Origin of the sequence: Nannocystis sp. (assembly GCF_016714285.1) — a bacterium.
In the GTDB taxonomy this organism is placed as follows: domain Bacteria; phylum Myxococcota_A; class Polyangia; order Nannocystales; family Nannocystaceae; genus Nannocystis.
On the sequence record NZ_JADJNN010000001.1, the window covers coordinates 866161 to 891486 of the forward strand.

Consider the following 25326-nt stretch of genomic DNA (forward strand, 5'->3'; position numbering starts at 1 on the left):
CAGCAGCATGAGCGAACAAAAAAAGAGCCGCCCGGTTGGGCGGCTCTCGCGTTCGTGACGCGTCAGGCGGCGATCAGGCCGGGATGGCGCACACGCCGACATCCTCGAGGCCGGGGGGGATCGGCATCATCGGGTCGAACCACTGGACGCACTCGGTCCCCTTCGGGCAGATCGTGTCCTGCTTCGCGAAGTCGCAGAACGGCGAGCAGCAGCCCGTCGCGGCCTTCATGCAGTCCGTCGAGGCGGCCGTGGTGTTGAGGCAGATGAGGCCCTTGTCGCAGGCGTTGGCGAACATGCAGGGGTCGTTCTGCTTGCCGTTGTCGCCCGAGGCGTCGAGGACGCAGATGAACTTGTCCCCGCTCGGGATGCAGAGGTCGGTGCCGTCGCAGTCCTGCAGCAGCGGGTCGCACTCCGGGAGGCAGAGGTTGAGCACGCCTTCGTTGGCGATGGCGCACTGGAACTCCGCGGGGCAGATGGGCGCCTTCGCGTCGCCCTTGCAGAGGGCGACGCAGATGCCCTCGTTCTTGTCGTTGACGTTCCAGCACATGTTGCCCTTGGCGCAGTCGTCCATGCCGCTGACGCCGCCGCCCTCGGTGGTGCACACGTCGCCGGCGATCCCGGTGCCGGTCACCTTCACGCACTTGGTGGCGTTCCACGCCCCGCCGCCGCCCTCGGCCCAGGCGGTGCACTTCTCGTCGGCGCCCTTGCAGTCCTGCTTGAACACGTCGCACTCGATCGTGCCACACCCCACCCATGTCGGTCGGGATGATGAAGGTGGCGCCGCCGGTGGGGTCGTCGCTGGTGCTGCCCGGGTCGGAGGTGGCGGGGTCGCCCGACGGACCACCGCTGGTGGGCTTGGTCGGGTCGCCAGTGCTGGCGCCGACGCTGGTGGCGCCTTCGGTGTCGCTAGTGCTCGGGTTGGTGGCGGTCGGATTGACGCCGGTCTCATTGCCCTTGCCACTGTCCCCACAGCCGGCCAGGGTGAAAGCGGTACAGAAGAGGCTCGAAATAAGCAGGTTTCTCGTCATGGTGTCCCTCGTCGTGTGCGGTCTTGTGAACTGAGCCCGCGCTGACCTGGGTGTCCCTTCCCAGATCCGGGCACGGTCGATGAATCACAGGATTACATAACCCGCTTTTCAAGCGCAACTACTTTATTGGCTTTGACACCGTTGGGAGGTGGCAAGAGCCGCACCAGATTTTGTCCAGTGGCTTCATCAGGATCGGGGCTCTTAAGCCGCACGACACCGGAGCACGATCGGACCCTCGATGACTATCACGGGCCGCTTGTTTGAAACAAGTCGCCCGTGTGCAGACCCTGTCTGCGCCTACAGGAGGCGGCGCAGGTGCTGGTCGAGCATGACGATGCCGGGGATCGTGACGCCGCTCTCGAGGTTGGCGATCGCCTGGGCCCGCACGAACTCGAGGCCCTGGCGGTGGATCATGCCGGCGACGTCGTCGCCCTGGACGGCGAGGACCATCTTGCCGAGGTGGAGGTCGAGCTGGCGTGACAGCGCCTTGGCGGCCGGGCCGTCCCACGGCGACTGGAACACCATGCGGTTCAGGGCCTCCTGGAGCAGCGGGATCTGCATCTCGCTGGCGAGGTGCAGGCGCAGGCGCAGGATCTCCAGCGCGTCGCGGCCGGTCTCGTCGGCGACCCGCAGCGACTCGAGCACGTCGGTGAAGTAGGCGAGCCCGGCGAGCTTGACCGCGAGCGCGTGCGGCAGGCCGCTGTTCTCGAACTCGGCGACGTGGGCGGCGAGCTGGGTCTGCTGGGCGCCGCCCATGGCCTCGCCGATGCGCCGGAGCAGGTCGCGGGCGCGCTCGATCTTCCGCTGCTCGAAGGGCAGCGCGGTGCCGCGGTCGAGGAGGTCGTAGCTGGCCTCCTCGAGCGCGCCCTCGATGAGGGACATGGCCCGGTAGACGGCGTCCTGACGCAGCTTGTCCTCGCAGGCGTAGAGGTCGCGGCGGATGACCTCGATGTCGCCGGCCTGGGCCGCGGACATGTACGCCTCGGCGATGTCGCTGGCGCTGCGGCGGGTGCTGGTCAGCAGCTCCGGGAAGAAGGTCGCGCCGGCGTTGTCGATGATGTGGTTGACGACCATCGTGGTCGCGATCTCGCGGCGCAGCAGGTGGCTCTGGACCGCCTGCCCGGCCCCCTCGACGATGACGGCCGGGAAGTACTCGCGGACCATGCGATCGACGAGGCCCTCGGAGAGCGGCTTCTCGTCGAGCAGGGTGCGGTAGGCGATCATCTTCGAGTAGGCGCACAGCGCCGAGGCGTCGCACTTGAACAGGCCGCCGCCCTTGCGGCTGCGGATCGCCAGCTCGTCCTCGGTGGGCAGGCCGAAGCTGTCCGGGTTGAAGGGCACGCTGGCGACCAGGTAGCTGAGCGTGCGGCTGTAGCGGAACACGTCCTTGCGGCTGCGGCGGACGTCGAAGCTGACCATGCGGCTCTGCGAGCGGTTGTTGGCCAGCACGGCGTCGCAGACGGCGACCTCGGCGGCGCGCAGCAGCTCGTTGCGGCGGTCGCGGGTCACGGCCCCGGTCGCCAGCAGCGGGGCGAACAGGATCTTGATGTTGACCTCGTGGTCGGAGGTGTCGACGCCGCCCGAGTTGTCGAGGAAGGAGGTGTAGTTCTGGCCGCCGGCGCGGGCGTAGGCGACGCGACCGCGGTCGGTGATCGCCAGGTTGGCGCCCTCGGTCATGACCCGGCAGCGCAGCTGGTTGGAGTTCACGCGCACGGCGTCGTTGGTCTTGTCGCCGACGTCGGCGTGGGTCTCGTCCTTGCTCTTCACGTAGGTGCCGATGCCGCCCATCCACAGCAGGTCGACCTTGATGGTGAGGATCGCCCGGATCGCGTCCTCGCCGGAGACGACCTGCTCCGGCCCGAAGCCGAGCAGCACGCGGGCCTCGGGCGAGAGCTCGAGCGCCTTGGCGTTGCGCATGAAGATGCCGCCGCCCTTGGACAGGAGGGCCGTGTCGTAGTCGGTCCACTGCGAGCGCGGCAGCTTGAACAGGCGCTCGCGCTCGCCGTAGCTGCGCGCGGTGTCGGGGTCGGGGTCGACGAAGATGTGGACGTGGTTGAAGGCGGCGAGCAGCTTGACGCTGCGGCTGCGCAGCAGGCCGTTGCCGAACACGTCGCCGCTCATGTCGCCGACGCCTGCGGCGGTGATGACATCGGACTCGGGGTCGATGCCCAGCTCGCGGAAGCAGCGCTTGGTGGTCTCCCAGGCGCCGCGGGCGGTGATGCCGGTCTCCTTGTGGTCGAAGCCGTTGGAGCCGCCGGAGGCGAAGGCGTCGTCGAGCCAGAACTTGGCCGCCATGCTGACCTTGTTGGCGGTGTCCGAGAGGTGGGCGGTGCCCTTGTCGGCGGCGACGACGAGGTACGGATCGGGGCCCTCGCTGTGGAGGATGCCCTCCGGGGTGACGAGCTTGCCGTCGACCACGTTGTCGGTGACCGAGAGCAGGGCCTCGACGAACAGCTGGTAGTACTTGTCGCCGGCGGCGCGCAGCTCGTTGCGGTCGGTCGGGGCCTGGCGCAGCACGAAGCCGCCCTTGGCGCCGACCGGGACGATCAGCACGTTCTTGACCATCTGGGTGGCCATGAGGCCGTGGATCTCGGTGCGGAAGTCGTCGGGGCGGTCGCTGAAGCGGATGCCGCCGCGGGCCACCTTGCCGCCGCGCAGGTGCACGCCCTCGAAGTCGGGGTGGTAGATCCAGATCTCGCGCAGGGGCTTGGGATCGGGGCCGAACGGGATCTTCTGCCCCTCGATCTTGAAGGCCATCGCGGGCGCCTGATCGCGACGGCCGCCGATCGGGGTCGCCTTGATGACGAAGGCGTTGGTGCGGACGGTGGCGCGGACGACCTCGGCGACGGCCCGGAACACGCGGTCGGCGGTGTAGTCGACCACGTCGCGCAGCTCGGCGGCCAGCAGCTTGTCGGCGGCCTCGGCGAGCTGCGGGCTGGCCGACGCGGGATCGAAGCGCGAGACGAGCCACTGCACGAGCGCGTGGGTGACCGAGGGGTTGGCGACCAGGACGCTGCGCACGAGGTCGGTGGTGAAGGGGCAGCGGACCTGATGGAGGTAGGCCACGTAGGCGCGCAGGATCTCGACCTCGAGCGCGGTGAGGGTGGTGCTGACGATCAGCTGGTTGAGGCCGTCGCGGCCCATCGTGCCGGCGAACACGGCCCGCAGCGCGTTGCGGATCTCGTCCTTGCGCGAGATGATCGCGGGGATGCGCTCGGCGCGGACGTCGAAGCGGTAGTTGTCGAGCTCGATGTCCTTGGTGTGGGCGAGGTGCACCGGGCGCACGTACTCGTCGACGACCTTGAAGCCGAAGCTGGCGATCAGCGGCAGCTCGTCGCTGAGGTTCATGACGGCGCGGTTGAACACGCGGAGGTTGAGGCTGCCGGGGTGCTCGCCGGTGGTGGAGACGTAGAGGTCGCAGTCGAAGGCGGCGCCCTTGCGGATGTTCTCGAGGCAGCGCAGATCGCCGAGCAGGCGCTGGTCGCCGGCGCGGCGCTTGTGCTCCTCGGTGAAGGCGTCGTGGTAGATCTCGAACAGATCGTCGATGTCGGCGGACGAGCCGGCCAGCTCGCCGAGGGCCTCGCGCAGGCGCTGGTTCCAGCCCTTGGCCAGCGCCAGCATCTCGCCCCGCACGCGCTCGGTGTCGACGGCCCCCAAGGCCGAGGGCCCCGTCATGTAGTAGTGGACGATCGCGTTGTCGTAGCGATCCATGTACACGCCGAAGTCGGCGTAGGTCGCCCCGAACTCGCGCATGAGCTTCTCCTGGACCTGCAGGCGCAGCTCCTCGGAGAACTGCCCGCGCGGCAGGCTGATGAAGGCGAACACGTAGCGGCCGTCCTCGCCGACGTCGATGTGCACGTCGGAGCCGCCCTCCTGCTCGGCCCGCAGGACGCGGTCGCTGAGCTCCCAGATGCGGTCCTCGGACTGGGTGAGGAGGTACTCGAGCGGCAGCGAGTTGAAGGCGTTGGTGACGCTCTTGCCGCGGTGCGAGTCGAGCGAGATGCCGCGGTCGGCGAGGATCGATCGCAGCACCACGCGCAGGAACGGGATCTCCTCGGGCGGGGTGTGCAGCGCCTTGTAGGTGAAGAGGCCGGAGATCAGGCAGGTGCCGACCGGCTGGCCCTCGCGGCTGACGCGGTTGATGATGAAGTGGCCGGGTTTGCCGGCGCGGTGCACCGGCGACTCGTCGACGCTGCGCTGGTAACGGACGGTGCGGGCGAAGTCGCGGGCGTACTGCGAGAACTTCTCCGGGTCGCGCTCGGGGCCGGCGACGGCGGCGGTGCCCAGCGCGCTGATGCGACGGCCGGCCTCGTCGTACTCCTCGACCGAGAGCAGCACGTAGTTCTCCTCGCACAGCCAGCGGACCATGCCCTCGGTCTCGCGCAGGGTCAGGCTGCGCTCGCCGCCCTCGGCGGTGGCGGCCCGCAGGTAGTCGTCGGCGAGGTCCTGCATGCGCCGCTTCATCGGCTGGAAGTCACGGACCATGGCCTGGACGATGCGCAGGCGCTGGCGGAAGCGATCGGCGAGGTCGGCCGGGGCGCCGTCGACCGCGATCTCGACGCGGATGATCGACTCGGGCGTGCCCATGCCGATGCTGGCGAGCGTGCCCGCGGCGTCGCGCCGGATCTTGATGATGCTGTTGATGAGGTTGACGACCTCGATGTTCTCGGCGGCGAACAGGGCGCGCAGCGACGACACGAGGAAGGGCTGATCCTCGACGCAGGACTCGAGGACGATGACCTCGCCGCTCGGGTGCACCGACGTGTTGATCTCACCGCGAGCGCGGACCTTCAGCGTGGCGAGCACCGACTCGAGCTGGGCGACCAGCTCCTCGCTGGTGGTGCGCTTGAGGTCGCGGAGGTCGACCGAGGTGACGACGGCCTTGCAGAGGGCGGTCAGCAGGTTGGTGTCGGTCCCCGCGAGGCGGGGGACATAGGTCGTGAGGACCTGTTGAACCTCGTGGAGCCGCTGATTACTCGGTTTTTGCGTCGCCATCGGCGGCAACGATCGGGCAGCGGCAGCCCTGGCGCAATCCCCCGCGCCGGTCCGCGGACCGGCGCCCCACGCAGGCCCGCGCCGGGCGAATGCAGGAAAACTCGCCCGGAGCCGGTGGCCAGGTCGCGCACGCGCTTGCGCACCCGCAGGACATGACGTGACGCACGCGGACTCGCTATCCTGGCGGCCGATGGACTCCGAAGGCCCGCGCACGCTCCCCCTCCCCGCTCCCGCAGGTCCGTCGCGGGGCGAGGAAGATCCGTCGCGGGTCCACGCGGCCCGCCGTCGTCGCGTCGGCGAGCGCATGGGCGACGCGGCCCTCGTGCTGGCGGCGGGCGGGCTGCAGACGCGCTCGAACGACACCGAGCACCGCTTCCGCGTCGACACCAACTTCCACTACCTGAGCGGCCTCGAGGAGCCCGGGGCCGTGCTGATCCTGCGCCCGCTGCGGACCCCGGCGCTGACGCTGTTCGTGCCGGAGCAGAGCGAGCGCGACGCGATCTACAACGGCCCGCGTCCGGGCCTCGAGGCGCTGCGCCAGCAGATCGGCGCCGACGCGGCCCATCCGCTGGCGGCCCTCGAGGTCGAGCTGCCGCGCCTGCTCGACGGGCTCGACGCGGTGTACCTGCCGCTCGGCGGGGGCCCGAGCTGCGAGCCGGCGGTGCGGGCCGCGATCGAGACGCTGCGGGCCCGCGAGCGCGCCGGCGAGGTCGCGCCCGAGTGCCTGCGCGACGCCCGGGGTCTGCTCGGCGAGGAGCGGATGGTCAAGGACGCGGGCGCGCTCGCCTGCCTGCGGCGGGCGATCGAGATCAGCGGCGAGGCCCACCTGGCGGCGATGCGGGCGACCCGGCCGGGCCTGTTCGAGTACGAGATCGCGGCGGTGATCGAGGGCCACTTCCTGCGCCGCGGGACCGGGCCGGGCTACACGAGCATCGTCGGCGCCGGCGCCAACGCGACGGTGCTGCACTACATCGCCAACCGCGGGCCGCTGCGCGCGGGCGACCTGCTGCTGGTCGACGCGGGCGCCGAGTGGGCGCTGTTCACCGGCGACATCACGCGGGTGTGGCCGGTGTCGGGGCGCTTCGGCCCGGCCCAGCGCGACGCCTACGAGGTGGTTCTGGCGGCCAACGAGGCCGGCATCGCGGCGGCGACGATCGACAGCAGCCTCGACGCGATCCACGAGGTCGCGCTGCGTCGGCTGTGCGAGGGCATGCGCGCGCTCGGGCTGCTGACGGCCAGCGTCGACGAGATCCGCGAGAAGGAGCTCTACAAGAAGTACTACCCGCACCGCACGAGCCACTGGCTCGGCGCCGACGTGCACGACCTCGGGCGCTACAACCTGCGCGGCGTGGCCAGGCCGCTGGCGGCCGGCTACGTGCTGACCGTCGAGCCGGGGCTCTACATCCCCGCCGACGACGCCTCGGCGCCGCCGGAGCTGCGCGGGCTCGGCATCCGCATCGAGGACGACGTGCTCGTCACGGCGGCCGGGCCGGAGGTGCTGACCGCCGGGGTGCCGAAGCGGGTCGCCGAGATCGAGGCGCTGCTCGGCGCCTGAGCCTCGTCAGCTCTCGGCCATGCGAAACACGATCAGCGCCCCGCGGTTCGACACCGTGTAGAAGCGGCCGAACACCGGGTCGTGCGCGGGCGGCCCCGACATGCCGCTGCCGAAGTCGAGCCCGCCGAGGTACTCGGAGGTCTCGATGTCGTAGGCCAGCAGGCCGTCCTCCGCGTGGGTCACGAACGCGATGTCCCCGACCACCAGCGGCGCCGAGACGAAGCCCGGGTTGGTCTGCTTCCGCCAGCGCACGCGTCCGCCGTGCTCGAGCACGAAGACCCCCTCGAGCGCCGACGAGAACGCCATCAGCCCGCGCGGCCCCCGGACCACCGAGCCCGCCCCGCGCACCGGATGAAACCACTGCTGCGACCCGTCGGCCAGCGCCAGCCCGTACACGCCGGTGTTCTGCCCGGCCACGACCACCTCGCCGCGCTCCGGGTCGACCAGCGGCGTGCCGTCGGCGTCCGCGAAGTCCCCGCCGTCCGGCGGCGCCACGCTCACCAGCCACAGCGCCTCACCGGAGGTCGCCCCGATCGCCGCGACCTTGCCGTTGCTAAAGCCCGTGAAGACCGTGCCCGCCGCCTCGTCGCTGCCCTGCGGCGGCAGGTAACTGACGCCCGCGTGGCCGTGCACCGTGAAGTCGGTCGGGTACGGCTGGTCGTACTGCCAGCGCCAGCTCCCGCTGCGCAGGTCGAGCGCGAACACCTGGTCGCGCGAGTTGACGATGTAGACCACGCCCTCGACCACGACCGGCAAGTTGCGGATCATGCCCTGGGTCTCGTAGCTCCAGCGCGGCTTGCGGGTCTCGAGGTCGAAGGCCACGAGGTCGCCGTTGTCGGTGCCGAGCAGCAGCAGCGCGCCGTCCTCCGCGATCAGCCCCTCGCTGGAGATCGCGCCGGGGAAGCTGACCTCCCACACCTGCGAGCCGTCGTCCATGCGCAGCGCCATCAGCGAGCCCGCCCGGTTGCCGACGTAAATCAGCTGGCGCGCCGGATCGGCCACCACCCCGGCGAACTCGTCGGGCCGCAGCACGAAGTTGTCGGGCAGCGTCACCTGGGTGACCAGCGCCGGCGACAGGTTCAGGCGCGCCCCGCTGCTCGTCTCCGGGTAGACCGCCACCCGTCGCGTCTCGCCGCCGCAGGCGCTCAGGCCCAACGCGACGGCCAGCCCGACGCCCAGTCCGACGCCCAGCCGGCCCGGCGCGACTTTCGGGCCCAGCCCGGCGCAACCTGTCCCGCGGGACCTGTCCGCAGGGACCTGTCCCTCGCGCCAGCTCACGGCGCCCCGCCCGGGGCGGGAGCCGAGGCCGGAGCAGCAGGCGGCGCCGGAGCAGCAGGCGGCGCGGGCGCGTCGATGATCTGCACGGGCGACTCGAGCTGGGCGCTGGCCACCGCGCTGGGGTCGAGCTCCTCGAGCCGCTTGCGCACCTCGCTCTGGGCGATCGACGGGTCCGCCAGCGGGTACTCGACGATGTACTGGCGGTAGATCGCCAGCGCGTCGTCCTTCTTGCCCTGGCGCTCGAGCACGCGGCCCTGATGCCACAGGCCCATGTCGCGGTAGAACACGCCCTTCTCGCCGGCCAGCGTCTTGAACTCCGCCAGCGCGCCGTCCAGATCGTCCTGGGCCTCGCGCGCGAAGGCCAGGCCCTCGCGGGCCGCCCAGCGCAGCGGGTGCCCGGCCCCCGCCGCGTCGAGGAAGCGGCGGTACTGCGCCTCCGCCTCGACCGGCTTCCCGTCGCGCATCAGCCGGGCCGCCGACAGCAGCAGCCCGTCGAGCTCGACCGCGCTGCCCGGCGCCTGCGCGGCCAGCTCGGCCAGCGCCTTGTCGACCACCGCCGCCCGCTCCGCCTCGTCCTTCACCACCGGCGACGGCGGGTGCTTCGACTTGCCCGCCAGCAGCTCCTTGTCACCGACCTCGGCCCGCGACTCGTAGCTCGCGGCCTCGGCCAGCAGACGCGTCGCCGTGGCCGCCGACTTCTGCCCGCGCGAGTACATCACCACCACCACGACCACCGCCGCGACCGCGAGCACCACCCCGATCGCCACCAGCGGCGCCCGCCGGGCCGCCCCGCGGCCGACCTGCTTCACCCCGACCTGAAACGCGTCCTCTTGCGGCTCCGCGCCGCCCCGCTTCTTGGTCCGGCCGCGGTTCCAGCTCGGCAGCTCCATGCGCTCGCCGGTCCCTGTTGGCGCCTCGGGCTTGCTCGGTTCGTCGCTCACGGATGGCCTGTCTACACAGCGCCCGTGGCTTTGTCCACCGGCCCCGCCACCCCCGCCTTGCGGTACCCTGTGGCCGATGTCCGGCCCGCCGCAGCTGCCTCGCCTCGCGTGGCCCTGCCTCGTCGTCGTGCTCGCGCTGCCACCCGTCTCCGGCCTCGCCGCCCCACGTCACCCGCCGCGCCCACGCTCCCGGGCCCCGCGTCGCCCCCCGCGCCCACGCTCCCGGGCCCCGCGTCGCCCCCCGCGCCCACGCTCCCGGACGCCGATCCCAACGAACCCGCCGCGGCGCCCGTGCGCACCGGCCCCCGCGCCCACGCGCCGCCACGCCCGCCCGCGCCCGCGGGTGAGATCCCGTCCGCGCCCCCGCAGGACCCCAACGACGCCCCCTTCATGCGCCCGCCGAACAATCAACCGGCGCCGACCAGGCTGCGCACCACCCCCGATCTGCGGCGCGGCTACTCGAGCGTGCGCCGCGTGGCCGTCACCCTCGCCCCGATCTTCGCCTCCTTCCGCCTGCCCTTCCTGTGCCGCGACAGCGGCGGCAGCTGCCGCCCTGGCTACGACAAGCCCGACCGCCGCCACGGCGCCGGCGTGGGCGCCGAGCTCGACGTCCAGATCATCCGCTGGCTGTGGCTGCGCGCGCAGGGCAGCTACTCGATCCACCCGGTCGGCGCGACCTACTACACCGACGAGGACATGAAGACCACGGTGGTCGCCGCCGCCGGGAAGATCAGCGCGCTCGGCTTCGGCGCCGGCCCGGTGGTGGCGATCGACCTCGGCCGCTTCCTCCCGCTGATCGAGGGCGGCATCGGCGGCCTGCGCGTGGCCACCCCGCCCGGCGTCAGCAAGGGCCAGATGGGCGAGGCCTGCCTCGACGGCGGCGGCTGCGACGTCGGCCTGCGCTGCGGCGCCGGCAACACCTGCCAGCAGAGCGTCATCCCCGAGCTCTACTTCGGCGGCGCGATCGACCTCCTGGTCCGCAAGCACATCAGCCTCGGGGCCCAGTTCCGCTACACCGCCCTGCTGAGCGCCCCCGGCAAGTTCCCGGTCTACCTGATCGGCGCGCTCCGCCTCGGCATCCGCTTCTAGTCCGTACCTGTCCCAAAGGCCAGGTAAAACCGCGGGGGCCCTGCGCCCCGTCCCCAGGGCACGGGGGCGACGCCGGGCGCGCAGGAGGGGGCAGTCTACGGCCTTGTTGTCGGACAGCTGGCAGGTCGCCGTGACCGCGGTGCCGCTCGGGGCCGGGCCCGAGCGCACCAGGAAGAACTCGAGGTTGAAGCCCTGCTCGATGCACTCATCCGACATGTTGTCGAGCTCGCTGAGGGTCTGGGTCTTGTCCTGGTCGACCAGCTGCGCGAAGCAGACGCTCGCGCCGCCCGGCGCCGTCCATACCCCCTTGACCTCCTCGCACTCCGGGATCTCGGTCTTGCTGTTGTCGCTGATCTTGACCTCTTCGAGGCGGCAGTCGGGGTCCAGCACCTCGGTGCTGCGGTCGGTGTCCAGCACGCAGTTGGGCATGCAGGCGGGCTTGATCTGATCGCGGATGCGCTGGGCGATCGAGTCGAGCGCGCCGCGGTAGTCGGGCTGGCAGATCGAGTAGAGGTTCTTCGTCCCGTCGACCTCGAAGGCCTCCGCGAACTCGCGCTCGCGCACCGGCGGCACCGCCGTCTGGTCGGCCAGCTTCGGGTCCTGGTTCGGCAGGATGCAGCCCGGCCCGATGCCGAAGTTGGCCTGGAAGTCGGGGTCGTCCGAGTCCTCGTAGACCAGCGGCGTGCCGGTCTCGTAGCCCTTCGGCACGCCCGCGATCATCGACACCAGCACCTCCTGGGCGGTGTCCAGCTCCTTCTTCTGGTCCTCGAGCTTCTGCACGAAGTCGACGTAGCGCTGCAGCGGCCGCAGCACCGCGTCGGCGTCCGCGGCCCCCGGCGCGCCGGTGACGTCGTAGTTCTCCGCCGCGCAGCTGGTGTAGGTCGGCCCGGCGCCCTCGCACTTCACGCCCGCGTTCCAGCACAGCGCCGACGACGGCGCCGGGTCGGTCTCCGGGTCGTTCCAGAACACCTTGTTGCTGGTGAAGATCTCCTTGGTCGCGGGGTTGTACGAGCAGTCCGTCTCGTCCGAGATCACGACCAGCGACAGGATCGCCGAGTCGCGCACGAAGCCGTAGTTGGTCGCCGAGTCGCGGTCCGCCGCGGCCGCCAGCGCGAGGTACATGCTCTCCAGGTGCGACTCGAAGCCGCAGCCCGCGACGCCCTGCGGGCCGTAGCACTGGAACGCCTCGACCATCGAGTCGAAGCCCTCGACGTTGGTCTGGCCCTCGATGCTCTCGAGCCAGTGCCGCGGCTTCTCGTCCTTCTCCTCCGCGATCGCCGTCGGCCGCACCTTCACGTCGGCGTCGGCCTTGGTGCAGAAGTCGTCGCAGGCGTACGAGAAGTCGGCGTCGTTGAAGGTGAACTCGCCCTGCGCCGCCCGGTCGACGCAGCTCGACAGCACCAGCTTGCCGCCCTCCGGCTTGTAGGTCGCGGCCGGACAGCGCGGGCTGCCGGAGTCGGTGGTCGTCACGCCGATGCGGTAGTTGGCCTTCACGTCGGGCGCCTCGAGCACGTCGATGAACGCCGCGAAGTTGGCCGACAGCAGCGCCTGCTCCTCCGCCATCGAGCCCGAGTTGTCGATCACGAACAGGATGTCGACATCCTTGTTGACCGCGATCGGGAACGACTGGTCGCCGCTCGTGAGCTTGTCGTAGTCGACCCCCTTCACCGGGTGGTCGAGACAGCCGGACAGCAGCAGCGCGATGCAGGCGGGGGCGAGACGGAGCAGGTTGCGGACGGACATCGGATACCTCCACCGTCCGTATTGCGCGCCGCGGTCCAGCCCGGCACCGCAGCGATCTCACGCACTTGAAGCCCCTATCCGGGACTCGCCGAGCACCCCGGTTGGCGATCGCGGCCCCACCCGCCAACGCCGTTGGCGGCCCGCCCCACCGCCCCCCGCGCTAGAGTCCCGCCGCCATGACCGCGCCCCAGACCCTGCTCTACACGACCACCGGCCCGATCGCCCGCATCACCCTCAACCGCCCCGAGCGCGGCAACGGCATCACCCTCGACATGCCGCAGGAGCTGGCCCGCTGCGTCGAGCAGGCCAACCTCGATCCCACGATCCACGTCATCGCCCTCGCCGGCAACGGCCGCGGCTTCTGCGGCGGCTACGACCTGGTCGAGAGCGCCGAGCAGCCGAGCGGCATGCGCCCCGCCGAGTTCGTGCCCGGCTCCCCGCAGGACCCCGCGGTCTTCGCCCGCAACCACGACCCCGCCCACACCTGGGACCCGATGGTCGACTACGCGATGATGAGCCGCAACCTCCGCGGCTTCATGTCCCTGTTTCACAGCGACAAGCCCGTGGTCTGCAAGGTCCACGGCTTCTGCGTCGCCGGCGGCACCGACATGGCGCTCTGCTCCGACCTCCTCGTCATCGCCGACGACGCCAAGATCGGCTACCCGCCCGCGCGCGTGTGGGGCGTGCCCACCTCCGCCCTGTGGGCCCACCGCATCGGCGTCGAACGTGCCAAGCGCCTGCTCTTCACCGGCGACTGCCTGTCGGGCAAAGAGGCCGCCGAGTGGGGCCTCGCGGTCGAATCCGCCCCGCCCGATCGCCTCGACGAACGCTTCGAGGCCCTGCTCGCACGGATCGCCCGCACGCCGATCAACCAGCTCGTGATGATGAAGCTGCTGTGCAACCAGGCCCTCGGCGCCCAGGGCCTGCAGGCGACCCAGATCCTCGGCACCGTGTTCGACGGCATCGCCCGCCACACCCCCGAGGGCTACGCGTTCCGGGCCCGGGCCATGGCCGCGGGCTTTCGCCAGGCGGTGCGTGAGCGCGACGAGCCCTACGGCGACCACGGCCCCTCGACCTTCAAAGGCTGACGCCCCGCGGACGTCTCGATATCCTCGCGCGAGGCTCGTGACCCTGCTCGGCACCCACCCCGTCGGCGGCGACCGCTTCAAGATCCGCCGCCGCCTCGGCGCCGGCAGCATGGGCGTGGTCTACGAGGCCCACGATCGCGAGCGCGACGAGATCGTCGCCCTCAAGACCCTCCTGCACGCCGAGGCCAACGCCCTCTACCGCTTCAAACGCGAGTTTCGCAGCCTCGCCGACACCCACCACCGCAACCTGGTCGCCCTCCACGAGCTGTTCGTCGCCGACCACCAGTGCTTCTTCACGATGGAGCGCGTCGTCGGCGTCAACTTCCTCGAGTACGTCCGCCCCGAGCCGCTCACCGCCGCGACCGACCCGACCTTCGAGGGCGACTCGCTCACCGACGCCAGCCACGACGACACCACCGAGCACCGCCCGCCCAGGACCGACGGCCACCTCGACGACACCGCCGAACACATCGCGCCGCTCCACAGCGACCACGACGCCCTGGCGGACACCGGCGCCGAACGACCCCCCAGCGCCAGCCACCCGCTCACCGCCGTCGACCCGCGTCCGGCCCGCACCGCCGTCGACCTCACCCGCCTGCGCGACGCCCTCGGCCAGCTCGCCGACGGCGTCGCCGCCCTCCACCGCGCCGGCATCGTCCACCGCGACCTCAAGCCGAGCAACGTCCTGGTCGCCGACGACGGCCGCGTCGTCATCCTCGACTTCGGCCTCGCCACCGAGCTGGTCCCCCGCAGCCCCGGCGCCCCCGAGGCCGACGAGGACGGCCTCACCGGCACCGCCGCGTACATGGCCCCCGAGCAGGTCTCCGGCACCCGCGGCGCCCCGGCCAGCGACTGGTACGCCGTCGGCGTGATGCTCTACGAGGCCCTCTCCGGCGCCCGCCCCTACACCGGCCCCCTGCTGCAGGTCCTGCTCGCCAAGCGCACCCAGGACCCGCCGCCGCTCGCCCAGATCGCCCCGCACGCGCCCGCCGACCTCGTCGAGCTGTGCGAGTCGCTGATGCGCCGCGACCCGGAGGCGCGCCCCGACGACGCCGCGATCCTCCGCCGCCTCGGCCGCGTCGCCCCCGAGCCCCTCACCCGCAGCCACGACGGCGTCACCCTGTTCGGCCGCGCCAGCCACCTCGCGGCCCTGCGCGACGCCCACGCCGCCACCACCCGCGGCCAGGCCGTCGTCGTGTACGTGCACGGACCGAGCGGCGCCGGCAAGAGCGCCCTGGTCCGCGGCTTCCTCGCCGAGCTCGCCGCGGCCCCGGACGCCCGCCCCGTCATCCTCTCGGGCCGCTGCTACGTCCGCGAGTCGGTCCCCTACAAGGCCCTCGACCCGATCGTCGACAGCCTCAGCCGCTTCCTCGTCGCCATGCCCGAGGACCAGGCCCGCGTGCTCATGCCGCGCGACCTGTGGGCCCTCGCCCGCCTGTTCCCGGTCATGCAGACCGTGGTCGAGGCGCTCCACGGCCACAGCCCCGCCGCCCCCGTGATCGACCAGGTCGAGCTGCGCCGCCGCGCCTTCACGGCCCTGCGCGACCTGCTCGGCCGCCTCGCCGACCGCCGCCGCCTGGTCCTCACCATCGACGACCTCCAGTGGGCCGACGCCGACTCCGCCCTCCTGCTCGAGGACCTCCTGCGCCCGCCCGACGCCCCCGCCCTGCTCCTGCTCGCCAGCTTCCGCAGCGAGGAGATCGAGCACCAGCCCTTCCTCCGCGAGCTGCTCGCGCACGCCGACACCCCCGCCCGCCGCGCCCTCGCCGTCGGCCCGCTCCAGCCGGACGACACCCGCGACCTCGTCCGCGACCTGCTCGGCCCGATCGCCGGCGGACCCGCGGCCGCCACCACCCTGGTCGACCGCATCATCCGCGAGTCCGCCGGCAGCCCCTTCCTCGCCGAGCAGCTCGCCCACTACGTGTCCCAAGAGACAGGTGCGGCCGCCACCGGCATCAGCCTCGGCGAGATGCTCGACGCCCAGTTTCACCGCCAGCCGCCCGAGGCCCGCGCCCTGCTCGACCTGCTCGCCGTCGCCGCCCACCCGCTGCGCCCGGCCCTCGCCTTCGCCGCCGCCGGCCTGCACGGCGACGAGCGCCCGCTGATCAAGCGCCTGCGCGCCGCCAAGCTGCTGCGCCTCAGCGCCGGCAGCGAGTCGCTCGAGCTCTACCACGACCGCATCCGCGAGGCGCTCGCCGCCGCGGTCGGCCCCGATCGCCGGCGCAAGCTCCACCGCGCCCTCGCCTCCGCCCTCGAGGCCGGCGGCGCCGAGCCCGAGATCCTGTTCGTCCATTTCAACGCCGCAGGCCAGGTCGCCAAGGCCCTCGGCGCGGCCGTACGCGCCGCCGAGAAGGCCACCAGGGCCCTCGCCTTCGACCAGGCGGCCCAGTTCTACCGCCACGCCCTCGAGCTCGGCCGCGACCTGGCCCAGAGCACGACCCAGGACTCCATCACCCGCGCCCGCCTCGAGGAGGGCCTCGCCGACGCCCTCGCCAACGCCGGCCGCTGCCAGCCCGCCGCCGAGGCCTTCCTCCGCGCCGCCGCCTACTATCACGGCGCCAAGGCCCTCGACCTCCGCCGCTGCGCCGCCGAGCAGCTGCTCGTCAGCGGCCACATCAACGCCGGCCGGGCCGTGCTCGCCGAGGTCCTGGCCCAGGTCGGCCTGCGCCTCGCCGCCACGCCCAACCGCGCCCTCCTCTCGCTGATCAAGCGCCGCCTCCAGCTCAAGCTCCACGGCATGCGCTACACCGTGCGCCCCGAGTCCGAGGTCCCGCCCGCCGACCTCCTGCGCATCGACATCTGCTCGGTCGTCTCGCTCGGCCTCAGCATGAACGACACGATCCGCGCCGCCGACTTCCAGGCCCTCGGCACCCTGCTCGCGCTCCGCTGCGGCGAGCCCGTCCGCCTCGCCCGCGCCCTCGCCATGGAGGCCAGCTTCGTCGCCTCCGGCGGCGGCCCGGCCCAGGCCCAGGCCCTGCGCCTCTCCCACGCCGCCCTCGAGCTCGCCCGCCAGGTCGGCAACCCGGCCGCGATCGGCCACGCCCTGCTCAGCGCCGGCTCCTGCGCCTACCTGGCCGGCGGCGACTGGCGCCGCGCCGCCGACCTCTGCGCCGAGGGCGAGGCGACCTTCCGCGAGCGCGTGCCCGGCAGCACCTGGGCCAAGACCACCATCCGCCGCTTCTGGCTCGGCTCTCTCATGTACCTGGGCGAGCTCGCCGAGCTGCGCCGCCGCCTCGACGAGTTCCTCGCCGACGCCCGCGACCGCGGCAACGTCTACGCCCTCACCGACATGCGCGCCCGCCTGAACCTCGCCTGGCTGGTCGCCGGTGAGCCCGCGGAGGCCCGCCGCCAGCTCGCCGAGGCCATGCAAAACTGGACGACCGACGGCTACCACGTCCAGCACTTCAACGCCCTCCTGTCCCAGGTCCAGGCCGACCTCTACGAGGCCGACCCCGCCGCCGCTGTCCCCCGCATCGAGGCCGCCTGGCCCGCCCTCACCGGCTCGCTGCTCATGCGCATCCAGCTGATCCGCGCCGAGGCCCACCAGCTCCGGGCCCGCGCCGCGATCGCCAGCCTCACCGGCGCCCCGTCGCGCGGCGTCACCAGGGCGATCGAGCATGAGATCGACGCCCTCGCCCGCGAGAAGATGGCCTGGATCGACCCCATCGCCGACCTCCTGCGCGCCGGCCTGCTGCGCGCCCAGGGCCGACCCGCCGCCGCGATCGCCCGCCTGCGCGCCGCCCTCCAGGCGTTCCAGACCCAGCGCATGGGCCTCTACGCCGCCGTCGCCGAGCGCCAGCTCGGCCTGCTCCTCGGTACCGACGAGGGCGCCCGCCTGCACGCCAGCGCCGAGGCGTGGATGCTCGCCCAGACCGTCCGCGACCCCGCCGCGATCGCCCGCGTCTTCGCCCCGGGTCTCACCTGACCCGAAGGACATGTCCCGATCGCGCCATGGATGCCGCCGCAGCGAGCCCGCACGCGCGTGAACCTGCCGACACGACCGCGTCGGTCCGATCGCCGCAGCGAGCCCGCGCGTGAATCTGCCCGGCGCCTCGACGGAGATGTCCTTTCGGCCATGTCGATACATTGCTAGGCTCGCCGCTCTGCTCGTCCGAAGTACCCGTCGCCAGGAGCCCGCCATGCCGAGAGTGTCCCGTCCCTCGCTCGCCCGCCGCTGCCTCACCGCTTCCCTCTGTACCAGCCTCGCCGTCGTCGTCGCCGTCGCCCCGGCGCAGGCCCAGGCCAGCGAGCCCGCGCTGCACGGCGCCACGATGTCCACCGGGATGTCACCGACCGCCGCCAAGCTGCGCACCATCATGAGCCTGCACCTCCAGGACCCCGACGCCCCCGACGACGTGGCCCCGGCAGGTGACGCCCCGACCGCCCAGGGCCCGGTCGCCCAGGGCGCCCCGATCGGCCCGGCCCCGGCCCCGGCCCCCTCCACGCCGCCGCCGCGCAAGGGCCTCGGCATGATGATCGCCGGCGCCGCCATCACCGGCGCCTACGCCCTCCCGCTCGTCGGCTTTGGTGCCTACACCATCATCCTCAGCAACCGCTACGACGAGGTCACCGGGGGGGGAACGCAGGGCCTCGGCGCCGTCGCTGGCGGCGTGCTGGTCGCGTTCGGTGTCATCGGCCTCGGCGTCGGCGTCCCGCTCATCGGCGTCGGTGCCTACCGCTTTAGCAAGTACCTGGAGTGGAAGAAGACCAATCAGGTCAGCCTCCGCCCCAGCATGAGCCGCACCATGCACGGCACCTACACCACCGGGGTCACCCTGCGCTTCTGAGCCCACCGCCGGGCCTCACGCGCACCGCGACGCGGCTCCGCGTTCACAGCGACGGGGCCGCTCACACGCCTGCTCGCCGACGTCGCAGCCCGAGCAGCAGCAGCCCCAGCGCCGCACCGGACGGCGCCGCGGACCCCTGACAGCCGCAGCCCGCCTCGTCGACCACCTCCGCCGAGGTCGACTCGCCGCTCGCCGCGCGCGACAGCACGAGGTCGATGCACTGGTAGTACAGGTCGTTGCCGTCGCCGTACGGCGGCTTGTCGCTCATCACCTGGATCACCTGCAATGTGCATTGATCGCACTCGACATCCGGCAGCGTCAGCGACTGCGAGTACATGCCGCCCCCCGCGTGATCCGGGATGCCATCGAGCAGCACGGACGGCCCGCCGCTCACGTCGGTGAAGCCCACCGGATCGACGAAGTCGTCCTGGCCCTCCGCGTCGAAGCTGATCCTGAAGTGCCCGGGGTGATCGACGTACTCGTCCCACTCCACCGTGATCGTCTGGCCGGGCTTGAAGGTGTGGACCACGCTGCCGCGCGGGTCATCCGCCCCGGCCCCGCAGGGCCCCTGCTTGAGCGAGTCGTGGCGCGCCTGCGGCGAGGTCACCCGCAAGTGCGCCGCGGCGCTGCCACCCATCAGCCCGATCAGCCCGACCGTCAGCGCCGCCCACCACCTGCCCGCTCGGACATGTCGCAAGCGACCTGTCCCACGGGCCAGCTCCACCCGCCCAGGCACGCCTGCTGCGCAGCGCGAGGGGGACGAGCACGTCAGCTCCTTCGCCGCGCGCCTAGGCACGCCGCCGCCTGCGCAGCGCGAGGGGGACGAGCAACACCGCGAGCCAGCCGCCGCGCGCGTCCCCGCGGCAGCCGCAGCCCTTGTCGTCGCCGCCGCTGGTGTCCACGCCCTCGCTGGTCGCCCCGCCGGTCGCGCTGCCCGTGCTGCCGCCGCCGCCGGTCGGCGTGTCGCTGGTCGCGGTCGTCTCGCCCGCGCTCGGGTCGCTGCTGGTCGAGCCGGCGCTCGCCGAGGTCTCGCCCGCGCTCGGGTCGGAGCTGCTCGACGGGTCAGGCGCTCCGGTGCTCGCGTCGGTCGTCGCCGGCTCGCCGGTGCTGCCCGGATCGCCGCTCGTCGTCGACGCCACCTCGCCCTTGAGGGCGATGTCGGCGCATTGGTAATACATGTCATTGCCGTCGCCGTAGGGCGGCTTGTCGGACATCACCTGGATCACCTGCAGCACGCAGTTGTCGCACTCGATGTTCGGCAGCTGGATCTCCTGCATGTAGTCGCCGCCGTTCTTGTCGGCGATACCATCGAGGAGCACGCCGGGCCCGCCGCCCACGTCGTCAAAGCCCTTGGGATCGACGAAGATGTCCTGGCCGTCGTCATCGAAGGCGATGCGAAAGTGGCCCGGGTGATCGACATACTCGTTCCACGTCACCACGATCTTCTCGCCCGGCATGAAGGTCGCCACCGTCGGCCCGCGCGGGTCGTTCGGCCCGGCGCCGCAGGGACCCTGCTTGAGCATGGTCGTCCGCGGCGTAGGTGTCAGCAGGTCGAGGTGAGCGTGGGCCGTGCCGGCGAGCAACGCGAGCGCCACGGCGATGGAGGAAGGTAAGGCGATCGATCGCATCAGGTTGCCCTCTTCTAACAGCTTCATGCGCGCCTCCCAAGCGGGCGCCCGCCCCCGCTCGCTGCGCGTGAGGCCTCAATTGACGAGCCCGGGACGCGGCTTGTCGCCGGCCCGTGCGCGGCGCACCACCGGCCCCGCGTGGTGGTGCACCAGCTTCCATTCGCCGCCCTCGCGCACGAAGACGTTGGTCGCGATCAGCTGCGCCTCGCCGATCGTCTCGCTGCACACCACGTACGCCATGTCCTCGCCAGCGTGGGCCTCGGCCGCGCCGTACTCGATCTCGCCGGGCGCATCGCCCTCGAGGATCGCCCGCCAGCTCAGCATGATCTCCTCCCGCTCGACCAGCGCGCCCCACCCCGGATGCACGCAGCTGACCGGCGCCTCGCGGGCCCACACCTCGTCCATCGCCCCGAGGTCGGCCTGCGCGAAGGCCTCGTAGAAGCGCTGGTTGGCCGCCAGGATCTCGTCGGTCATCGTCGCCACGATAGCCGACAAGCCCCGCTCGATGGGCCCGCAGCATCGACGACCCCCGATCACCGCAGCAGGCGCGAGCGCGCCTCGAGCACCCGCTGCGCCGCCGCCTCGCCGCTGTCTGCCAGCGCCGTCAGGTGCCCCATCTTGCGCCCCGGCCGCGGGTCGCTCTTGCCGTACAGATGCAGCTTCACGTCCGCCAGCTCCAGCGCCGCGAGCCAGCGCGGCTCGCCGCCTCGCCACTGCTCGCCCATGAGGTTGGCCATCGCCGCCGGACGCAGCAGGTCGGTCGCCCCCAGCGGCAGCCCGCACACCGCGCGCAGCTGCTGTTCGAACTGGCTCGTCACGCAGGCATCGAAGGTGAGGTGCCCCGAGTTGTGCGGACGCGGGGCCAGCTCGTTAATCAAGAGCACGTCGCCGGGCAGCGCGAAGAACTCGACGCACAGCACCCCGACCACCCCGAGCGACTCGAGCACCGCGCGGGCGATCTCCCGCGCCGCGCGCTCGCAGCCTGGCGAGACCCGGGCCGGCGCCAGCGAGATGTCGAGGATCCCACCGACGTGGTGGTTCTCGATCACCCCGAAGTCGACCACCTGGCCGTCGTGACCGCGGGCCGCCACCACGGATACCTCGCGCTCGTAGTGCACGAAGGCCTCGAGCACCGCCTCGCCGCCGGCCATCTGCTGCCACGCCGCCGCCGCCTCGCTGGGCCCCGAGATCCGCACCTGGCCCTTGCCGTCGTAGCCCCAGCCGGCCGTCTTGAGCAGCGCCGGACAGCCGAGCTCCGCCAGCCCGGCCTCGAGCTGCGCCAGCGAGCGCACCGCACGAAACGGCGTGACCGGGAAGCCGTGCTGCGCCAGGTAGCCCTTCTCGCGCAGGCGGTGCTGCGTCACGTGCAACACCTCCCCGCTCGGGCGCACCGGCGCCGCCCGGGCCGCGGCCGCGGCCGTCGCCGCTGGCACATTCTCGAACTCGAAGGTCACGACCTCGACCCCCGCCGCGAACTTCGCCACCGCGTCGAGATCCTCGTAGGGCCCCGCCACCTCGAGGTCCGCGACCTGCCCGGTCGGCGTGTCGTAGCCCGGCGAGTAGGTGTGCACCCGGTAGCCCATGCGCCGCGCCGCGATCGCGAACATGCGGCCGAGCTGCCCGCTGCCGAGCACCCCGATGCTCGCGCCCGGCAGCACCGGCTTGAACGCGGCGCTCATGCCAGCGTCTCGCGCATCACGTCATCGGCGCGCCGGGCCGCGTACGCCAGCAGCCGCTCCCGCAGCTCCGGCCGGCTCAGGGCCAGGATCCTGATCGCCAGCAGCGCCGCGTTCACGGCCCCCGCGACGCCGATCGCCAGGGTGCCGACCGGCACCCCGCGCGGCATCTGCACGATCGACAGCAGCGAGTCGAGCCCGCCGAGCGAGGTGGTCTGGATCGGCACGCCGAGCACCGGCAGCGTCGTCTCGGCCGCGACCATCCCGGGCAGGTGGGCCGCGCCGCCGGCCCCCGCGACGATCACCAGCAGACCCCGGGCCTCCGCCGTCTGCGCGTACTCGGCGAGCCACTGCGGCGTGCGGTGGGCCGAGACCACCCGGCACTCGTGCGGCACCGCGAACTCGCGCAGCAGCTCGTCCGCGTGCTTCATCGTCTCCCAGTCGGACTTGCTGCCCATGATCACGCCGACGATCGGCGCGTCCGCGGAGCTCGCCTCGGGCGACACAGCCGGCTCACGCATCGGGCTCACTCGCCGTCGCCGCCGTCCGCCTCACCGCCCTTGGCCTCGGCCTTCTCCGCCGAGTTGGCGGCACCCGTCAGCCCGCTCGGGGGCGTCGGGGCCGTCGGGGCCGTCGGGGCCGTCGGGGCCGTCGGCCCGGTCACGCCCGGCACCGGCGGGTGCTCCGGCGGGAGGGCGCCCGGCTGCGGCTGCGTGCGCCCGGCGCCCCCAAGGCCCAGCTTCCGGGCCCGCGGATCGGGGCCGAGCGCCTCCTCCATCTTGTTCACGACCTTGTAGCGGGCGAGCAGCGCCTCCTTGAGGTCGCGGCGCCCCTGATGCAGCTTGCGCTGGCCGAGGCGCTCACGGATCTGCTCGACCAGCGCCTCCTTCGGCAGGTCACCCGGCGGGTACTTGGCGATCAGCTTGATGATGTGGACGCCGAACTTGGTCTCGACCGGCTTCGAGATCTCGCCGGGCTTGAGCTTGAACGCCACCGCCGAGAATTCCTCGACCATGCGGTCCTTGGTGAACACGCCGAGGTCGCCGCCCTTGTCGGCGCTCGGTCCGATCGAGTTCTCCTTGGCCAGCTGGGCGAAGTCCGTGCCCGGCGTCGTCGCCTTCTTGTACAGCTCATCGGCCTTCGCCATCGCCTCGGCCGTCCACTGCTTGCGCTCCTCGGCGGTGGGCTCGGGCGGCTTGTCGCCCGGCGCCTGACCGGGCGGAGTCTGCGGCCCGAGCGGGATCAGGATGTGCGACGCCTGCACGCGGTCGGCGTCCGACTTGTAGTTCGGCTTGATCTTCTCGTACTCCTCGTCGACCTCAGCCTCGGTCACCGTCAGCTTGTTGTCGGCCTCCAGGAGCTGCTTCTCGACGATCTCCGCGATGTACATGTCGCGCAGGCTCTGCTCGGTCTCACCGCGGCGGACCAGGTGCTTGTCCCAATCCTTGATCCCCTGGCGCTGCTCCGCCTCGCGGGTGGCCAGCTCGGCCTGGTCGTACTGGATCTTGCGGGCCACGGCCTCCTGGCGCAGCACCTCCTGGTAGATCAGCCGCTCCGTGATCGACTTGCGATAGCGGCGATCCGCCGACGGCGGGATCTCGCGGCCGCGCTCGGCGTACTTCTGGACCTTGAGGTCGTAGATCGTGCGAAAGTCGGCCAGCGTCAGCGGCTTGTCGTTGACGATCGCCACCGGGTCCGGCAGCGCACCGAGCTCGCTCGCCCCGGGCTTCGGCTCCGGCGCGGGGATCTGGTTGACATCCTTGGTCTCGGCCTTCACCGGATCCGCCGGCTTGGTGCAGGCCGGCACGGCGAGGGACAGACAGACGACACTCAAGAACAGCGGGACGAGGCGGGGCATGAATTCTCCTGAACGGGTCCGAGGTGGCCCGGCGGCAGCGCGGGATCCTACGCCCGAAGCCGCGCCGTTCCAAGCGAGTCGCGCGGCGACGTCAGGCTCGCGTGAGCCAACGCCCGGGGGCAGCGCACGCCTCTCGGCCATTCCCTGGGGCACGCCCCGGAGGCCCGCTGCGGGCCCGATCGCGTAGGATCCCGCGCCCATGTCCAAGCTCGTCCAGATCCGGTCGACCCGTGACCCGGGGGGCCCGGACGACCCGCCGATCGCCGCCTCGCTCCTCCCGACCAACGAGGTCGGCGACGAGCTCGAGACGATCCCGGCGTCTGGCCCACGCGTCTATCTCGAGACCCTCGGCTGCCAGATGAACGAGGCCGACTCCGCGATCATCATGGGCCAGCTGCGGGCCCGCGGTTACACCCGCGTCCAGGATCCGGCCGCCGCCGACGTCATCTTGCTCAACACCTGCGCCGTGCGCGAGAAGGCCGAGGAGCGGGTCTACGGGCGCACCAGCCAGCTCCTGCGCCACCGCAAGGAGCGCCCGGGCCTGGTCTTCGGCATCACCGGCTGCATGGCGGAGCACCTGCGCGACAAGGTCCAGCAGCACGCGCCGCACATCGGCGTGGTCGCCGGACCCGACAGCTACCGAAGGATCGGCGCCCTCGTCGACCGCGCCCGCAGCGGCGAGCGCGTCATCGACGTCCAGCTCGACAAGAGCGAGACCTACGACGGCCTCGACGGCGTCCCCGACGACGACGGCGTCAGCGGCCAGATCTCGATCCAGCGCGGCTGCGACAAGTTCTGCAGCTTCTGCGTCGTCCCCTACACCCGCGGCCGCGAGCGCGGCGTGGCCCCCCGCGAGGTCCTGCGCGCCGCCCGTGCCCTCCTGGACCGCGGCTACAAGGAGCTCGTCCTGCTCGGCCAGACCGTCAACTCCTACCGCTGGGAGGACGTGGGCTTCGCCGATCTCCTGCGCGCCCTGACCCGCCTCGACGGCCTCGAGCGCCTGCGCTTCACCAGCCCCTACCCCGTCGACTTCACCGACGCCGTCATCGAGGTCATGGCCAGCGAGCCGAAGATCTGCCCCTACGTCCACCTCCCCGCCCAGTCCGGCGCCGACACCATGCTGGACGCCATGAAGCGGGGCTACACCCGCGCCGAGTACCTCGCCCTGGTCGCCAGGCTGCGCGCCGCCATGCCCGGCCTCGCCCTCAGCACCGACCTCATGGTCGGCTTCTGCGGCGAGACCGAGGCCGACCACCAGGACACCCTCTCGCTCATGCGCGAGGTCCAGTTCGACAGCGCCTTCATGTTCCGCTACAGCGATCGCGGCATCACCTACGCCGCCCGCAAGCTGCACGACGACGTCGAGCACGACACCAAGGCCAGGCGCCTGCAAGACGTCATCGACCTCCAGGAGCAGCACACCCGGGCCTCGCACCAGGCCCGCGTCGGCGGCCGCGAGCGCGTCCTCATCTCCGGCCTCTCGCGCCGCAACGATCGCGTCCTCGGCCGCACCCCCAGCTTCCACAGCGTGCTGCTCCCGCTCGGCGCCGGCCGCCCCGGCGACACCGTCGAGGTCGAGATCACCGGCACCACCGGCCACTCCCTGCTCGCCTGATCGCGCGGTCAACCCGAGCATGGCGTAAGGGACATGTCCCTACCG

General features: G+C 72.1%; 17 protein-coding genes. 6 read left to right on the forward strand and 11 right to left on the reverse strand.

The window, feature by feature from the left end:
- Positions 1 to 73 precede the first annotated feature (73 nt).
- Positions 74 to 724, reverse strand: coding sequence for a ribulose phosphate epimerase (locus tag IPJ59_RS03500; protein WP_293269738.1), 651 nt, complete (start codon positions 722 to 724; stop codon positions 74 to 76).
- Positions 725 to 753: 29 nt separating this feature from the next.
- Here IPJ59_RS03500 and IPJ59_RS03505 point away from each other — a divergent pair, with 29 nt between their 5' ends.
- Complete coding sequence (locus IPJ59_RS03505) at positions 754 to 1062, forward strand: hypothetical protein (protein WP_293269739.1); 309 nt, start codon at positions 754 to 756, stop codon at positions 1060 to 1062.
- 263 nt (positions 1063 to 1325) lie between these two features.
- Here IPJ59_RS03505 and IPJ59_RS03510 read toward each other — a convergent pair whose 3' ends face one another.
- Positions 1326 to 6023 (reverse strand): NAD-glutamate dehydrogenase domain-containing protein, encoded by a 4698-nt coding sequence (locus tag IPJ59_RS03510; RefSeq protein WP_293269740.1) that lies wholly within the window; start codon positions 6021 to 6023, stop codon positions 1326 to 1328.
- A 190-nt stretch (positions 6024 to 6213) separates the two neighbouring features.
- Between IPJ59_RS03510 and IPJ59_RS03515 the strand changes: the two genes are divergently transcribed.
- Positions 6214 to 7578, forward strand: a complete 1365-nt coding sequence (locus IPJ59_RS03515) for an aminopeptidase P N-terminal domain-containing protein (protein ID WP_293255008.1) — start codon at positions 6214 to 6216, stop codon at positions 7576 to 7578.
- 6 nt (positions 7579 to 7584) lie between these two features.
- Here the strand turns inward: IPJ59_RS03515 and IPJ59_RS03520 are convergent, their stop codons facing one another.
- The 3 genes from IPJ59_RS03520 to IPJ59_RS03530 form a co-directional block, all read right to left on the reverse strand.
- Positions 7585 to 8856, reverse strand: a complete 1272-nt coding sequence (locus IPJ59_RS03520) for an outer membrane protein assembly factor BamB family protein (protein ID WP_293269741.1) — start codon at positions 8854 to 8856, stop codon at positions 7585 to 7587.
- Entirely contained in the window at positions 8853 to 9797 is a 945-nt protein-coding gene (locus IPJ59_RS03525) for a tetratricopeptide repeat protein (protein WP_293269742.1), read from the reverse strand. The genes IPJ59_RS03520 and IPJ59_RS03525 overlap by 4 nt, the downstream gene beginning before the upstream one ends.
- Positions 9798 to 9965: 168 nt before the next feature.
- The gene (locus tag IPJ59_RS03530) at positions 9966 to 12629 is read right to left on the reverse strand and encodes a hypothetical protein (RefSeq protein ID WP_293269743.1); all 2664 of its coding nucleotides are present in this window, start codon (positions 12627 to 12629) and stop codon (positions 9966 to 9968) included.
- A 176-nt stretch (positions 12630 to 12805) separates the two neighbouring features.
- On the opposite strand from IPJ59_RS03530, the gene IPJ59_RS03535 reads away from it, so the two are divergent.
- The 3 genes from IPJ59_RS03535 to IPJ59_RS03545 all read left to right on the forward strand — a co-directional run bounded on the left by IPJ59_RS03535 (position 12806) and on the right by IPJ59_RS03545 (position 18504).
- On the forward strand, positions 12806 to 13717 hold the full coding sequence (locus tag IPJ59_RS03535; RefSeq protein WP_293269744.1) for a crotonase/enoyl-CoA hydratase family protein: 912 nt from the start codon (positions 12806 to 12808) through the stop codon (positions 13715 to 13717).
- A 37-nt stretch (positions 13718 to 13754) separates the two neighbouring features.
- Complete coding sequence (locus tag IPJ59_RS03540; protein WP_293269745.1) at positions 13755 to 17642, forward strand: serine/threonine-protein kinase; 3888 nt, start codon at positions 13755 to 13757, stop codon at positions 17640 to 17642.
- Positions 17643 to 17856: 214 nt separating this feature from the next.
- Complete coding sequence (locus tag IPJ59_RS03545) at positions 17857 to 18504, forward strand: hypothetical protein (protein ID WP_293269746.1); 648 nt, start codon at positions 17857 to 17859, stop codon at positions 18502 to 18504.
- A 61-nt stretch (positions 18505 to 18565) separates the two neighbouring features.
- Here IPJ59_RS03545 and IPJ59_RS03550 read toward each other — a convergent pair whose 3' ends face one another.
- The 6 genes from IPJ59_RS03550 to IPJ59_RS03575 all read right to left on the reverse strand — a co-directional run bounded on the left by IPJ59_RS03550 (position 18566) and on the right by IPJ59_RS03575 (position 23666).
- A complete protein-coding gene (locus IPJ59_RS03550; RefSeq protein ID WP_293255032.1) occupies positions 18566 to 19141 on the reverse strand; it encodes an SCE4755 family polysaccharide monooxygenase-like protein in 576 nt (191 codons plus the stop codon).
- Between the two features lie 151 nt (positions 19142 to 19292).
- Positions 19293 to 20159, reverse strand: coding sequence for an SCE4755 family polysaccharide monooxygenase-like protein (locus tag IPJ59_RS03555; RefSeq protein WP_293269747.1), 867 nt, complete (start codon positions 20157 to 20159; stop codon positions 19293 to 19295).
- A gap of 48 nt (positions 20160 to 20207) precedes the next feature.
- Positions 20208 to 20606: a nuclear transport factor 2 family protein gene (locus IPJ59_RS03560; protein WP_293255038.1), complete on the reverse strand. Its 399-nt coding sequence runs from the start codon at positions 20604 to 20606 to the stop codon at positions 20208 to 20210.
- Positions 20607 to 20665: 59 nt separating this feature from the next.
- A complete protein-coding gene (locus IPJ59_RS03565; RefSeq protein WP_293255041.1) occupies positions 20666 to 21811 on the reverse strand; it encodes a 5-(carboxyamino)imidazole ribonucleotide synthase in 1146 nt (381 codons plus the stop codon).
- Complete coding sequence (gene purE, locus IPJ59_RS03570) at positions 21808 to 22329, reverse strand: 5-(carboxyamino)imidazole ribonucleotide mutase (protein ID WP_366524526.1); 522 nt, start codon at positions 22327 to 22329, stop codon at positions 21808 to 21810. Before purE ends, IPJ59_RS03565 begins: the two co-directional genes overlap by 4 nt.
- 5 nt (positions 22330 to 22334) lie before the next feature.
- Complete coding sequence (locus IPJ59_RS03575; protein ID WP_293269748.1) at positions 22335 to 23666, reverse strand: peptidylprolyl isomerase; 1332 nt, start codon at positions 23664 to 23666, stop codon at positions 22335 to 22337.
- A 199-nt stretch (positions 23667 to 23865) separates the two neighbouring features.
- Here IPJ59_RS03575 and miaB point away from each other — a divergent pair, with 199 nt between their 5' ends.
- Positions 23866 to 25281, forward strand: coding sequence for a tRNA (N6-isopentenyl adenosine(37)-C2)-methylthiotransferase MiaB (miaB, locus tag IPJ59_RS03580; RefSeq protein WP_293269749.1), 1416 nt, complete (start codon positions 23866 to 23868; stop codon positions 25279 to 25281).
- Positions 25282 to 25326: the final 45 nt, after the last annotated feature.

What these genes read in the sequence shown, in the direction of transcription:
- IPJ59_RS03505 (WP_293269739.1), top strand. Translation starts at nt 754, where the DNA reads ATGTCGGTCGGGATGATGAAGGTGGCGCCGCCGGTGGGGTCGTCGCTG.
- IPJ59_RS03510 (WP_293269740.1), bottom strand. Translation starts at nt 6,023, where the DNA reads ATGGCGACGCAAAAACCGAGTAATCAGCGGCTCCACGAGGTTCAACAG.
- IPJ59_RS03515 (WP_293255008.1), top strand. Translation starts at nt 6,214, where the DNA reads ATGGACTCCGAAGGCCCGCGCACGCTCCCCCTCCCCGCTCCCGCAGGT.
- IPJ59_RS03530 (WP_293269743.1), bottom strand. Translation starts at nt 12,629, where the DNA reads ATGTCCGTCCGCAACCTGCTCCGTCTCGCCCCCGCCTGCATCGCGCTG.
- IPJ59_RS03535 (WP_293269744.1), top strand. Translation starts at nt 12,806, where the DNA reads ATGACCGCGCCCCAGACCCTGCTCTACACGACCACCGGCCCGATCGCC.
- IPJ59_RS03545 (WP_293269746.1), top strand. Translation starts at nt 17,857, where the DNA reads ATGCCGAGAGTGTCCCGTCCCTCGCTCGCCCGCCGCTGCCTCACCGCT.
- IPJ59_RS03550 (WP_293255032.1), bottom strand. Translation starts at nt 19,141, where the DNA reads ATGGGTGGCAGCGCCGCGGCGCACTTGCGGGTGACCTCGCCGCAGGCG.
- IPJ59_RS03555 (WP_293269747.1), bottom strand. Translation starts at nt 20,159, where the DNA reads ATGAAGCTGTTAGAAGAGGGCAACCTGATGCGATCGATCGCCTTACCT.
- IPJ59_RS03560 (WP_293255038.1), bottom strand. Translation starts at nt 20,606, where the DNA reads ATGACCGACGAGATCCTGGCGGCCAACCAGCGCTTCTACGAGGCCTTC.
- IPJ59_RS03565 (WP_293255041.1), bottom strand. Translation starts at nt 21,811, where the DNA reads ATGAGCGCCGCGTTCAAGCCGGTGCTGCCGGGCGCGAGCATCGGGGTG.
- purE (WP_366524526.1), bottom strand. Translation starts at nt 22,329, where the DNA reads ATGCGTGAGCCGGCTGTGTCGCCCGAGGCGAGCTCCGCGGACGCGCCG.
- IPJ59_RS03575 (WP_293269748.1), bottom strand. Translation starts at nt 23,666, where the DNA reads ATGCCCCGCCTCGTCCCGCTGTTCTTGAGTGTCGTCTGTCTGTCCCTC.
- miaB (WP_293269749.1), top strand. Translation starts at nt 23,866, where the DNA reads ATGTCCAAGCTCGTCCAGATCCGGTCGACCCGTGACCCGGGGGGCCCG.